Below are 13,769 nucleotides of genomic sequence, written 5' to 3'. Positions count from 1 at the left end.
CAATAGCTCGAGGACGACGCCCAGAACTGGCGCAAACAGCCCTTCAATAAGTTGCGGTGAAATAGTGTCTGTTTTTGCTGCTAGATAGCATATTCAGTCCCTAATTCACCGCAACTTGTTGGTGGTGGCTTACTGGTAGCTGGTGGTGGCTTACTGGTAGCGTAGGCACTCCACCGGGTTGAGCTTTGCCGCGCGGCGAGCGGGGTAGAAGCCAAAGATTACGCCGATGCCGACGGAGACGCCGAAGGCCAGCAGCACCGTGGCGATTGAAAAGCTCGGTGTGATCTCCCCACTGGCACCGAGCTCGTTGAGAACCCCTGATCCTGCGGCAAACATCGCGAGGCCCCAGGCCAGCAGATAGCCAATCAGGACACCCAGCAGGCCACCGGTGACGCACAGCGCCGAGGACTCGGCCAAAAACTGCGCGGTGATATCGCGACGACTGGCGCCCAGGGCACGGCGAATACCGATCTCGCGGATTCGCTCGGTCACGTTGGTGAGCATCATATTCATAATGCCGATCCCGCCGACAAGCAGCGAGATACTGGCGACAGCACCCATGATGAGCGAGAATGCGCCCATAAAGGAGTTGAGTGCATCGATGGCGCTTTTCATGGAGGTCGCCGATACACTGTCGTACTCATCGTCCTCCGAGATGCCCTTCATCGCGCGCACCTTGGACTCGATGTTTTTGCAGAGCTCATCCATGTCCGTGCCCTCGGCGGCAAGTGCCGTCACGCTGGGGAATGAAGGATTCTCGTCGCCAAACAGGCCGGAGATGGTTTCGCGTGGCATATACAGCGTGAGCGAGCCCATGGAGTCGCTGCCGCCATCAATCACGCCTACAATCTGCACCTCGCCGTTGGACACTTTGATGGTTTTTCCCAGCGCATCCTGTTCGTTGCCGTAAAGCTGATCGGCGCCGCCGCGGCTGATGAGCGCCACGCGCGAGCCTGCCTTTGACTCGACATCGGTGTAGGTGCGCCCCACAACGAGCTTACTGGCACCCACGGCGTCGAGCATGTCGCTATCGACACCCTGTGCCATGACGGTATAGCTTTTATCGCCGATCTTGTACTCGGTATACGCGCTGTTGACAATGCCGATCTGTTCTATCTGCGGTACCAGTTTTTTAAGCTTCTGGACGTCAGAATCAGAGAGTTCTTGGGACGAATAGATCTGAACCATGCGAGCTGCGTTGAGGCCCAAGCTGTTGACCAAGCTGTTTTGGATGCCGCCGATGAGCGAAGTCATGGCGATGACCGAGGCGATGCCAATGACGATGCCAAGGATGGTGAGCAGGCTGCGTCCCTTGTTGGCCTCGAGCGAGTGAAGGGCTTCTTGGACAAGATCGCGGGTGCTCATGCCTTCGCTCCTTTCGGCTGATTGGTGGTTGCAGAAATCGCGGGCAGGTTTTTGACGGCCCCGCGTAACGTATTCGGTGTATGCGCGACATATGCGCCGTCATGGATTCGCCCGTCACGGATGGTTACGGCTCGATCGGCCTCGGCGGCGATGCCGGGGTCATGCGTAATGAGTACGATGGTCTTGCCGCGTTTCTGGAGCTTGTGGAAGGTTTCCATGACGAGCGCCCCGGTTGTCGAGTCTAGATTTCCCGTTGGCTCGTCGGCCAAAATGATGGGCGGGTCGTTGACGAGGGCGCGCGCGATGGCGACGCGCTGCATCTGTCCGCCCGAGAGTTCCGATATGCGGTGGTCCCAATGGTCGACCGGCAGTGTGACGGCTTGCAGCGCGTGCACGGCGCGCATCTCGCGCTGGCTACGCGGCACATTGGTGTAGGACAGCGGCAGCATGACGTTTTCGATCACCGTCAGACGCGGCAGCAAGTTAAAACTCTGAAAGACAAAGCCGATGCTCAGCGCGCGCACCTCGGTGAGCTCATCATCGTCGAGCTCGGCGACGTTGAGCCCTTGCAGGAAATAATCACCCGCCGTCGGCTTGTCCAGGCAGCCCAGGATGTTCATGAGCGTCGACTTGCCCGAGCCCGAGGGGCCGGTGATGGCGACGAACTCACCGGGGTTCACCGCCAGGCTCACGTTGTGCAGGATGTGGGCGCAACCGGCCTCGCTCTCAAAGATGCGGTGCACGTTGCGGATGTCGATGACGGGACGCATTACTTGCCCTCGTCGGCAGACATATTGTCGCCGCCGTCTGCCGTCATGCCTGCGCCGGTATCCGTCACGATGGTGTCGCCGTCGCGTAACTTGGTAACCGGGACGTCTGGGTTGATCTCGTTGCCCTGGTCGTCGCGCTTGACCTGCGTCTTACCGACTACAGCCTCGTTGTCGTTTTGCGTCACGACGGTCACCTTCACGCGGCGCGTCTTCTTGCCTTCCGAATCGGTGGCCAGATTGACGTAATAGTGCTCGCCATCTTCGGTCATCAGCGCCATGGTCGGCACCATAACCACGTCGTCGAGCTTCTCGGTCACTACCGAGACCTCGGCAGTCATACCCGGCTTAAGGCGACTGTCGGGTGCTTCGATGAGGATGTCGACGTTAAAGGTCACGCTGCCGCCGCTACCGGAGCCGGAGTCAGAGTTTGCCACCGAGGCGATAGCCGTGACGGTGCCCTGGCTCACGATATCGGGAAACGCGGGATAGGTCACGTTGGCGCTTTGGCCCACGGCAATTTTGGCGATATCCTTTTCGCCCACCTGAACCGTCACCTTCATCTTGGACAGGTCGGCGATTTGCATGCACTGCTTGCCGCCGCTCGTGTCGCCTTCGCCCATGATCATGCCGCCTGTTACCGTGGCGCCCACCTTGGCGTTGAGCGCCACGATGCTGCCCGAGCTCGGGGCCGTGACCGTACGGCTGGCGGCCTTGGCGTTCGCCTGATCGAGGTTTGCCTGGGCCGATGTGAGGCTGCGCTGCGCGGCCGATACGGCGTTCGTGTCCGCTGATGCGGCGGAGATGCCAGCCGCTGCGGAACCTCCGTCGACGTCCGTCGTTGGGTTGGCCTGCGCGGCAGCTGCGGCTTTCTTCGCGTTGGCGAGGTCTTCTTGAGCGGCTGCAACTGCACGCTGCGCCTCGGCAACGTTGCGATCGAGCTCTTCGTTTTTAATGGTCATAAGCACGTCGCCCTCGTTGACGGATTGGCCTGCCTGCACGTTGATCGTATCGACCGTGCCGTCGACAGAAGGGGAGACCACTGAGGACGAAATGGGTTTGAGCTGGCCTTTTGCCTCGACCGTTGTGCTAAACGTGCCCTCAGTCACCATGTCGGTCGCAGGCCCGCTAGCGCCCTGTGGCTGCGCATTGATAACCAGGGTTGCAACAATAGCAATGAGCGCGATGACACCCACGATGCCGGCGGCAATGCCGCGTCGAATCAGCTTTTTGCGTCGACGTTCGGCACGTTTTGCCTTGAGCTTGGCATATGCCTCTTCATCGGAAATCTCGGCCGTATCGTTCGTGCGTCCGCTCTCCTTGTCGGCATGTACGTCTGTGATCAGAGGAAGCGTTTCGGTGGCACCTTCGGGCGTGTGCTCGGTATCATCCGGGCCCGGGGTGATGTTGGGGACATTCGGCATAGCGTCTCCTTTATAGAAAGAACCTTGATAAGTATATGCGCCCGCCGGTTGGGGCAGGCGCATAGGACGGTATTTTTCGGAATTGTTAGATTGGTCGCAGCAGTTGCATGTTGTATGAATGCGCGCGTTGCACTACGAGTGGACAACCACGCACAGGCCGACTTTGATGCAATCGTGCAGCGCCTTGGCGTCGGCCAGGCGAAGGTTGATGCATCCGTGGCTGCCGCACCACTTGTAGGAGTTGGGATCGTCGAAACTCTTGTCGTTTTGCCACGTTGCATCGTGGAAACCGACCATGTTTCCCTCAAACGGCATCCAATAGCTGACCGGGCTCTCGTATTTGGGCTTGCCGGTCTCGGGGTCCTTGGCACCGATGAGCTTGCTGGCGCCATTGTTGCTGTTGATCTGCCAAACGCCTTCGGGCGTGGCGTCCTCTCCCGGCTTGCCGGAGATAAAGTTGGCCTCCCACACGATATTGCCGCTCTCGTCGTAGTAGCGCGCGTGCTGCTCGGACAGATCGACATCGACGTATGCCTTCCAGTCGGGCTCTCCCTTTGCAGTAAAGGTGTCGGCCTTCTGGGAGTACTTGATCTCGATTTCGCCGGTCTGCTTGTTGTTAATGGCGTCCTCGACCTGCTTGGCGAGCGAGCTGCTGTCGATGGACCAACCAAAGTCGCCGCCTTCGACGGCGCATTGCTTGCCATCGGCGCGCGTCCACCAGCGAGTGGAGCCCACGGTATTGAAGCCGTTGGCGAGCTCGGCTGCCCAGCTGCTGATCTGCGACGTATCGAGCGTGGGGTTGGCCGGATCGGCAAAGCTGATCCACTGCAACACGGAGCTGCCATCAACCTTGCCGGCATCCTCGCCGTTGAGCTTGAGGGTCACGTTGACGCCCAAGAAGTTGTTGGCGGCATCGCATGCAGACTGAATCTGATCATCAGTCAGCGTTCCATTGAGCGGCTCATAGGCATCGTTGCCGAGCTTGGAAAGATCTACGGTCTCGGCCAGCGAGGCAAGCTCGAGCTCGGCATACTTAATGACATGCTCGCGGTTGAGTTTTTCGTTGGAGCGCGCCTTCTCGACGGTAAACTTGCCGGCCTGCTCGTCATAGGAGCTATTGGCCTCGAACGCGCCCGAACGCCCCTCGTTAAACTCGTCGACGGCGGCGCCCAGATCCTTCTCAAACTGCTTTTGGTCAAAGGTGTCGGAGAGCATGGACAGGTCGACGTCTTGATCAAGATCGACTTCGTTGGAGCTAGCGGTTGTTTTGGTCTTGCCGCTTAAGGATTCTACAAGGCGAACCGGCCATACAATGGCTTCGTTGCGGCTGATAATCTCTTTTGCGGCAGCTTCGCCGTCGACAATGGGCTCATCGGACTCGGGCTGATAGGTCCAGCTAAAGTCATCGCCTGTCACGGTGAGCTTATAGTGCTTCCACGCCGAGTTGACCTTGGTGGCGGCAGACGATGCGTTTGAGAACGAGACGTCGACGCCGGCGATGGTGGTGTTGGGGTAGGCTACCTGCGAAAATGCTACGGCGCCTACGATATAGACAATGACGATAAGACCCAGGAGGACAAAGAGCGTCGTCTTTTTGCCCGACTTATTGTTCCCGGTGGGTTTGCGCGCGGGGCCGCGATCGCCTCGACCGTGCGTGGGGGGCTGCTTGGGCGTATTGCCGTTTGCCTGGCGCTGCTGACGTTGCTGGCGCTGCTGGTTCGGGCGTTGCGAAGCGTTTGCCGCACCACGCTGCTGACCGTGGCTCGGCGCGATAGGACGCGGCGACTGAACGCCGCCGGTGTGCCTGCTCGGCTGCTGCGGATCGGGAATCAGTTGAGTTCGATCGTTTTGCGACATCGTATGCATATCCTTCGGATTTTGCCTTGCGGCTCATCGTGTTTTTACTGGGCTTGCATTATAGCGATTACCTAGTTGATTGTGGTATGGAAACGGTAGCATTCAAAAGAGGTGGGACATTTGTCCCACCTTCGAGTCGTTCTTTGTCGCTATCCGCACACACCGCATTTTGCACAGGCCGAAAGTGCGGCCGGAGCCTGCGCGATGCCGCCCTTTGCCGTCTCGCGCAGCGTGGCCGGCAACGCGTGGCCCACCGAGAGCACGACGTGCGCCATCTGGTCAAACGGCACCAGGCTCTTAATGCCGGCGAGGGCAAGCTGTGCGGAGCTAAAGGCGGCTGCCACACCGATGGCGTTGCGGTTTTGGCAGGGCACCTCCACGAGGCCACCGACGGGGTCACAAACGAGGCCCAGCAGATTACTCAGCGCGATGGAACTGGCATCGAGCGCCTGCTCGGGTGTGCCGCCGAGCATCTGCACCAGCGCGGCGGCAGCCATGGCGGCCGCACTTCCTACCTCAGCCTGGCAGCCGCCCTCGGCGCCGGCAACGCAGGCGCTCGTGGTGAGGTTGAGGCCGATGGCGGCGGCGCAATAAAGGGCATCCATGACCTGCTCGTCGTCCAGCTGCAAATGGTCTGCGAGTGCCAGCACACAGCCGGGGACGACGCCCGCTGATCCTGCCGTCGGAGCTGCGACGATTACGCCCATCGTGGCCGAGCGCTCGAGCACGGCCATGGCGCGGGCCACGGCGTCAGTCTGGACGGCGCCCATCAGGCTTATGCTCAGATCGTTTCGGCTGGTGGCATCGACAAGCTTTGCCTCGCCGCCGATGAGGCCGCCGAGCGAGCGCTGTGGATTGGAAATGGGGGCTGTGGTCTCTTCGCGCATGACGTCGAGTACGCGGCGCATGGCGGCGATAGCGTGTGCCTCGCCGGTCAGACGTGCCTCACGCACGGCCATGACGGCGCCGATGTTGAGCCCCAGTTCCTCGCACGCATCGAGCAGCTGCTCGCCGTCGTCGAAGATTTCCTTTGCCGAGACGCCGGGGGAGAGCGACGAGGCAGAACCGGGGAGCTCGATAAAGGTCGCGTAATCGACATTGTCGAGCTTGCGGAGCATGGGGACGACGGTGTCGTCGGGGGCGCCGTCGGTCTCAAAGACGGAGTAGGCCTGGCCGCCCACTTCGGTGCGGTAGGTGCGGCAGAAGGCGATGTTCACATGGGCGTAGGCGAGCAGGTTGGTGAGCGCTGCGAGCACGCCGGGGACGTCCTGGTGCGCCACGAAGAGCGTGGAATACATGCCCGAGATGTCGACGCCGACGCCGTTAATGCGGCTGATGCGCATCTTGCCGCCGCCCAAGCTCTCGCCGCGGACCTGCGCCGTGGCGCCCGTGGCGTCGACCATATCGATGTCGACGGTGTTGGGGTGGATGGAGGCGTCGTCGCCCTTGATGTCAAAGTGATATTCGAGGCCCTGCTCACGTGCGAGGTCAAAGGCCTGCTTGATGTTCTCGTCATCGGTGTCGAGGCCCAGAATGCCCGCGACGAGAGCGCGGTCGGTGCCGTGGCCGCGGTAGGTGTGGGCGAAGGAGTTCCACAGGCCAAAGGTGACTTTGGTGATGCGGCCTTCCAGCAGGCTGGCGGCAACTTGTGCGCAGCGCAGGGCGCCGGCGGTGTGCGATGAGCTGGGGCCGACCATGACGGGGCCCAAGATCTCGAATGCCGAGGTCGTAGCTAGTGTTTGTGGCTTGCCTGCCATATGCGCTCCTGTTCTATCCCGTCGTCCCGAGGGGCGGGGCATAAGGTCGCCTGCTCGGACAGTCCTGACTCGCACGGAGAGCACATTAAGTGCTCTCCGGCTCGTGCGGAACTCGCGATCGACCTTATGCCCCGCCCCTCGGGACTAAGGATACATGGTAGAGGCGCTCGTGCTGCAAAATTCATGAGCTGGTGACCTATTCTGCGTCCCAGGTCGGCTCATCTTCACCACCGGTTAATAAAAAAGAGGTACCGGTTGGTCCGGTACCTCTTTTGGTGCGTTTCGATTTGGCTGTAGCTTTTGCCGCTAGCTTACAGGCCGCAGGCTGCTTTGAGTTCTTCGACTCGGTCGGTATTCTCCCAGGTGAAGTCGGCGTCTTCGCGGCCGAAGTGACCGTAGGCTGCCGTCTTTTCGTAGATGGGGCGACGCAGGTCTAGGTCGCGGATGATTGCGCCCGGGCGCAGGTCGAAGGTCTTCTCGACGGCCTCGACGATCTTGTCCTCGGCAACATGCGCGGTACCGAAGGTGTCGACCATGATTGAGAGGGGCTTGGAAACGCCGATGGCGTAGGCAAGCTCGACTTCGCAGCGGTCGGCCAGGCCGGCGGCGACCACGTTCTTGGCGACCCAGCGCGCGGCATACGCGGCGGAGCGGTCGACCTTGGTGCAGTCCTTACCGCTAAAGGCGCCACCGCCGTGACGGCCGTAGCCGCCGTAGGTGTCGACGATGATCTTGCGGCCGGTGAGGCCCGTGTCGCCCATGGGGCCGCCCACGACAAAGCGACCGGTGGGGTTCACGTAGATGTCCGCGTTGTCCCACGGCATGTTCTCGGCGGCCATGACCGGGGTGATAACGTGCTCGATGAGGTCGGCCTTGATCTTGCCCATGTCCTCGATCTCGGCGGCGTGTTGCGTGGAGATGACGATCGTCGTGACCTCGACGGGCTTGCCGTCCTCGTAGCGCACGGTGACCTGGGTCTTGCCGTCGGGACGCAGATAGGCGAGGGTGCCGTCGTGACGCACGGCTGCCAGGCGCTCGGCCAGGCGGCTTGCCAGGTAGTGCGGCATGGGCATGAGGGTCTTGGTCTCGTTGGAGGCATAACCGAACATCATGCCCTGGTCGCCGGCACCGATCAGCTCGATCGGGTCGGTGGTAGCGCCGGTCTGGGTCTCGAAGGACTCGTCAACGCCCTGGGCGATATCGGGCGACTGCTCGTGGATGAGGCTCATAACGCCGCAAGTGTCGCAGTCAAAACCGAACTTGGCACGGTTGTAGCCAATGCGACGGATAACGCCGCGGGCGATTTCCTGTACGTCGACGTAGGCCTGGGTGCGAATCTCGCCGGCGACGATGACGGTGCCGGTGGTCACGAGGGTCTCGCAGGCGCAGCGGACGTTCTCCACGTTGGCAGGCACGCCGTTGGGGGCGATGTAGCCCTGCTCCTGGAGCTCTATTTCTTTGGCGAGGATTGCGTCGAGGACGGCGTCGCTGATCTGGTCAGCGATCTTATCGGGATGACCTTCGGTCACCGACTCCGACGTAAAAACAAAGGACCCGTGTTGGGGTGGGATGGAACGAAGTTCTTCTGACATGATTGTCCTTTCAAAAACGTGTCCCGGCGACCGTTACCATTCCGCTGGGCTCTCTATGCAAGGGCACATCATAGCGCGTAAATCAAACATTCACACCCTTTCCGCACCTACTCATTGGGGACACACTTAAATGACCATCCTTGGCTAAGTGCCGACAGGTTGCCCAAAGACTGGTCATTTAAGCCTGTCCCCAATGAGTAGGTCGGTGCCCTTTGTGCGGAGGTTGCTTTGATGCTTTATACTGGTGCGGTTAGACATCCATCCTGTAATCGAGGAGATTTCCATGGCATCAGACGTTCGCGTCCGCTTTGCACCCTCACCGACGGGCAAGCTGCACATCGGCGGCGCCCGCACCGCTATCTATAACTGGGCTTTCGCCCGCGCTAACGGCGGCACGTTCATCCTGCGCATCGACGACACCGACCCCACCCGCTCCACCGACGAAAACACGCAGATCATCCTGCGCGCCATGCGTTGGCTTGGCCTGGACTGGGACGAGGGTCCCGAGGTGGGCGGCGACTATGGCCCCTACGCCCAGACCGAGCGCCTGGACCTGTATAAGCAGGCCGCCCAGAAGCTTTGGGATGAGGGCAAGGCCTATCCCTGCTTCTGCACCAAGGAACAGCTCGATGCCGATCGTAAGGCCGCGCAGGAGCGCAAGGACCCCTTCCAGGGCTATCAGCGCCGCTGCCGCGATCTTGATCCCGAGGAGGCCCGCCGCCGCATCGAGGCCGGCGAGTCCTACGTCCTGCGCATCAAGGTGCCCGAGGACCGCGGCGACGTCCGTATCCACGACGCCGTCCACGGCGAAGTGACCTTCGACGCCAAGGAGCTCGACGACTTTGTCATCTTCCGCTCCGATGGCACGCCCACGTACAACTTCGCGACCGTCGTCGACGACGCCATGATGAAGATCACCCATGTCATCCGCGGCGACGACCACCTGTCCAACACCCCGCGCCAGGTCATGGTCTACGAGGCCCTCGGCGCGCCCGTGCCCACGTTCGCCCACATCTCCATGATCCTGGGCGCCGACGGTAAGAAGCTCTCCAAGCGCCACGGCGCAACTTCGGTGGAGGAGTACCGCGACGCCGGTTACCTTTCCGACGCCTTCGTCAACTACCTGGCGCTGCTCGGCTGGTCGCTCGACGGCGAGACCACGATCATCCCGCGCGATGTCCTAGCCAGCAAGTTCTCGCTCGACCGCATCTCCAAGAACCCGGCGACCTTCGATCCCAAGAAGCTCGATTGGGTCAATGCCGAGTACATCAACGGCATGTCCGACGCGCAGTTTGCCGATGAAATCATGGTCCCCGAACTGCACGAGGCAGGTCTCATCGAGGGCAACGTCGAGTACGGCGAGGACTGGATTGATGCGCTTGCCGCCATCGTCAAGCCGCGCACCAAGATGCCGGCCGACGCCGTGACCGTCGCCGCTCCCATCTTTGCTACGGCCGAGACGCTCGAGTATGACGAGAAATCCGTTAACAAGGGCCTGGCTAAGGAAGGCCTTGGCGCCATTCTGGATGCCGCCAAGGCCGCGCTCGAGGGCGTGGACAAGTGGACTGCCGAGGCCATCGACGCCGCGCTTGAGCCGCTGCCCGAGCAGATGGACCTCAAGAAGCGCGTGGTGTTCCAGGCCGTGCGCGTCGCCGTCTGCGGCAACATGGTGAGCCCTCCGCTGGGCGAGACCATGGCGCTCGTCGGCCGCGACGACTGCCTGGCGCGTATCGACCGCGCTCGCACGATGGCGCTGTAGTAGACGCGCAAATGCATGTATCCGAGCCCCGTTCACCCGAGCGGGGCTCTTGTTTCTGTACCGATGAGTGGGTTGCTGGGACAAAATAATCAGTAGTGTTTGTCCCATGTTCGAGTGACGCAACGAGCTCGACACTCGTATCGGCCATGGGACAAACTCTACTGATTGTTTTGTCCCACCCCTTTCAGGTCCGTTCGTTAGAGGTGGTGTATGGCTCAACAACTGTCGCTGTTTGGTTTGCCGGAACCGGAGGAAGCTCCGGTGAAGCCCAAGCCTGCCGCTGCCTCGGCTCAGTCTAAGCCTTCGCCCGAGCCCCCTGCCGCCTACGCGAGCGTGGTCCTCGACATCCCCACCCGTGCGCTGTCGGAACCGTTTGCTTACGGCATCCCCGAGTCCCTTGCCAACGAGGTCCAGATCGGATCCACGGTCCTGGTCCACTTTGGTAACCGTGCCGCCGCGGGCTATGTCGTCGACATTGCGCCTGATCTGGGCGATCTGCCGGGCAACAACTCCCTCGACCCGGTGCGCATCAAGCCCATCGAGGCCATCCTCAGCAAACCGCTCTTTACCGCCGAAGCCGCCCGCATCGCACGTTGGATGAGCCGCGAGTATGTCGCGACGCTTTCCGAGTGTCTGCGCCTGTTCTTGCCTCCGGGTGGCAGCCCGCGTGTGGTCAAGGGCGACGACGGTGTGTGGACGGTTGAGCGTCCAGCCGTCAAACCCATCCAAAACCGCTGGGTGATGCTTACGCCCGAAGGCTTTGACTACACGCCACCCAAGACCGCGGTCCGCCAGCGCCAACTCATCGAGGCGCTCCAGTGTGGTCCTGTCACGACGCGCGACCTCAACCTTCTCTATAACAGTATGTCGGCGACCATCAAGGCGCTCGAAAAACGCGGCATCGTGGTGGTGGAGGAGCGCCGTGCCTGGCGCGGTTGCAGCGAGCAGACTACGCTGTCCTCGGCAAGCGGCAAGGCGCCGGTCTCCCTTACCAACGGCCAGCAACAGGCACTCGCGCAGATTGAGCGCGCCCGCCTTGACGCTCATGGCGACGTGGTGCTGGTTGACGGCGTCACCGGCTCCGGCAAAACCGAGGTTTACCTCTCCGCTATCGAGCGCGTGCTCGCGGCAGGCCGCTCTGCCTGCGTGCTCGTGCCCGAGATCTCGCTGACGGCCCAGACCGTCGGCCGCTTCCGCTCGCGCTTTGGCGAGACGGTCGCCGTGTTCCATTCGCGTCTATCTGCTGGCGAGCGCCTGGACCAGTGGGATATGGTCGCCAGCGGTGCGGCCCGCGTGGTCGTCGGCGCCCGCTCAGCGCTCTTTTGCCCGCTTGACGACCTGGGCCTCATCATCATCGACGAGGAACACGAGACCAGTTACAAGCAGGGCTCCAGCCCGCGCTACCATGCGCGCGAGGTTGCGGCCGAGATGGCGCGCCGCTATCGCTGCCCACTTGTGCTGGGCTCGGCCACGCCTTCTGCCGAGGCCCTCGACCACTGCCGCCATGGAACGTATAACGGCACCACTTGGACGCGCGTCGAGATGCCCGAGCGCCCGGGACACGCCGTGCTGCCCGAGGTCCGCATTGCCGACCTGCGTCGCGAGTTCGCACACGGCAGCCGCTCCATGTTCTCAAAACCCTTGATGGAGGGATTGGAGCGTGTGGTCGAGCGCCGCGAGAAGGCCGTGTTGCTGCATAACCGCCGTGGCTTTGCGCCATTCCTGATGTGCCGCGAGTGCGGCTGCGTCCCCACCTGCAACCACTGCTCCACAGCGCTTACGTATCACGAGCGCACACACACGCTGCAGTGTCACACATGCGGTTCGTCTTGGCGCGTGCAGCCGTATCCCGCGCCCACGAGCCGTTGCCCCAAATGTGGCAGTCGCTATCTTGCAAAAATGGGGCTGGGCACGCAGCAGATCGAGGACGCATTGCACCAGATGCTGCCCGAGGACGTCGCCATTATTCGCATGGATGCCGATTCCACGCGCGGCAAGGATGCGCACAAAAAGCTGCTCGAGCAGTTCGATGCCGCCGATTGCGCGGTGCTGTTGGGTACCCAGATGATCGCCAAGGGCCTCGACTTTCCCGAAGTCACGCTCGTGGGCGTGGTCAATGCCGACTTTGCCCTCAAGATGCCCGATTTTAGAGCAGGGGAGCGCGCCTACGATCTGCTGGAGCAGGTCGCGGGCCGTGCCGGTCGCGGCGATCGTCCCGGCGAGGTCATCATCCAGACCTACCTGCCCGAGGATCCGGTCATTCGCGCCGTCGCTGAGCACGACCGTTCGATCTTTACCGACTATGACCTGGACCAGCGCCGCGACGCGCTGTACCCGCCGTTTGTTCGCCTGGTCAACATCTTGGTGTGGTCGGCGAACCGAGACGACGCGCAGGACTACGTCGGGCGTATCGCAAAGCTTCTTAAGCGCCGCTGGCATGCCGCCGCGTCCGACTTTTTGCGGGCGGGGAGTTCCGTGCCGCAGGTTCTGGGCCCGGCTTCGTGTGTAATCGAGAGAGCCAAGGACCGTTACCGCTTCCATCTGCTTGTGAAGTCGCCCGTGGGGTACCATGTCTCTGATGATATCGACGCCTGCCTCAAAGAGGTGGGCTCTGTGCGCGGCGTGAGCGTGAGCGTTGACGTCGATGCCTATGATTTGATGTAACAACCCGAAAGGATGGCCATGGAAGCCAACGGAATCGTACTGTCGCCCGACCCTCGTCTGCGCCAGGAGTGCGCCGTCATCGAGGAGATCACCCCGGCGATCGAGGCGCTTGCCGAGAAGATGAAGAAGATGATGTTCGAGAACGGCGGCTGCGGCCTGGCTGCCCCGCAGATCGGCGAGCTTATTCAGCTCGTCACCATCGACTGCGACTACAGCGACAAGAACGACTACGACCCGTACGTGCTCATCAACCCCGTGATTGTGGAGCAGAGCGACCATATGGTGCCGTTTGGCGAGGGCTGCCTGTCCATCCCTGGCATTAGCTGCGAGATCGAGCGTCCCGACCATGTCGTCGTCGAGGCGTACGACTTGGACGCAAACCTGATTCGCTACGAGGCTACGGGCGACCTGTTCTGCGTGTGCCTACAGCACGAGATCGATCACCTGCATGGCAACACCATGTTCGAGCGCCTTAAGCCTATGCAGAGGATCAAGGCCGTCAAGGAGTACCAGGACGCCCTGGCCCGCGGCGCTCGACCGGGCGAGACGGAGTAGGTTTGTCCGTCCCCGGGGCGCCCGCCTAA

Annotated in this window: 9 protein-coding genes; 3 read left to right on the top strand and 6 right to left on the bottom strand. The window is 61.7% G+C overall.

The features are described 5' to 3' along the window. Window positions 1-150: 150 nt before the first annotated feature. The 6 genes from DWX63_RS00385 to metK form a co-directional block, all read right to left on the bottom strand. A complete protein-coding gene (locus DWX63_RS00385) occupies window positions 151-1,365 on the bottom strand; it encodes an ABC transporter permease (RefSeq protein WP_117842456.1) in 1,215 nt (404 codons plus the stop codon). Then, a complete protein-coding gene (locus DWX63_RS00380; RefSeq protein ID WP_055250391.1) occupies window positions 1,362-2,135 on the bottom strand; it encodes an ABC transporter ATP-binding protein in 774 nt (257 codons plus the stop codon). The genes DWX63_RS00385 and DWX63_RS00380 overlap by 4 nt, the downstream gene beginning before the upstream one ends. Beyond that, on the bottom strand, window positions 2,135-3,556 hold the full coding sequence (locus DWX63_RS00375; protein ID WP_158559573.1) for an efflux RND transporter periplasmic adaptor subunit: 1,422 nt from the start codon (window positions 3,554-3,556) through the stop codon (window positions 2,135-2,137). The genes DWX63_RS00380 and DWX63_RS00375 overlap by 1 nt, the downstream gene beginning before the upstream one ends. Window positions 3,557-3,688: 132 nt before the next feature. Further along, window positions 3,689-5,413 carry a L,D-transpeptidase gene (locus tag DWX63_RS00370; protein ID WP_158559572.1) on the bottom strand — a complete coding sequence of 575 codons (1,725 nt, stop codon included), beginning with the start codon at window positions 5,411-5,413 and terminating at the stop codon, window positions 3,689-3,691. A gap of 149 nt (window positions 5,414-5,562) precedes the next feature. After that, complete coding sequence (sdaAA, locus tag DWX63_RS00365; protein ID WP_117842453.1) at window positions 5,563-7,170, bottom strand: L-serine ammonia-lyase, iron-sulfur-dependent, subunit alpha; 1,608 nt, start codon at window positions 7,168-7,170, stop codon at window positions 5,563-5,565. A 311-nt stretch (window positions 7,171-7,481) separates the two neighbouring features. Next, on the bottom strand, window positions 7,482-8,762 hold the full coding sequence (gene metK / locus DWX63_RS00360; protein WP_117842452.1) for a methionine adenosyltransferase: 1,281 nt from the start codon (window positions 8,760-8,762) through the stop codon (window positions 7,482-7,484). A gap of 283 nt (window positions 8,763-9,045) precedes the next feature. Here metK and gltX point away from each other — a divergent pair, with 283 nt between their 5' ends. The 3 genes from gltX (at window position 9,046) to def (ending at window position 13,740) form a co-directional block, all read left to right on the top strand. Beyond that, window positions 9,046-10,521 carry a glutamate--tRNA ligase gene (gene gltX, locus DWX63_RS00355; RefSeq protein ID WP_117842451.1) on the top strand — a complete coding sequence of 492 codons (1,476 nt, stop codon included), beginning with the start codon at window positions 9,046-9,048 and terminating at the stop codon, window positions 10,519-10,521. Between the two features lie 210 nt (window positions 10,522-10,731). Next, window positions 10,732-13,185, top strand: a complete 2,454-nt coding sequence (priA, locus tag DWX63_RS00350; protein ID WP_117842450.1) for a primosomal protein N' — start codon at window positions 10,732-10,734, stop codon at window positions 13,183-13,185. 18 nt (window positions 13,186-13,203) lie between these two features. After that, complete coding sequence (gene def / locus DWX63_RS00345; RefSeq protein WP_117842449.1) at window positions 13,204-13,740, top strand: peptide deformylase; 537 nt, start codon at window positions 13,204-13,206, stop codon at window positions 13,738-13,740. Window positions 13,741-13,769: the final 29 nt, after the last annotated feature.

Source organism: Collinsella sp. AF20-14LB, from assembly GCF_003459505.1.
Classification (GTDB): Bacteria; Actinomycetota; Coriobacteriia; order Coriobacteriales; family Coriobacteriaceae; genus Collinsella.
This window is presented reverse-complemented; position numbering and strand designations above follow the sequence as displayed.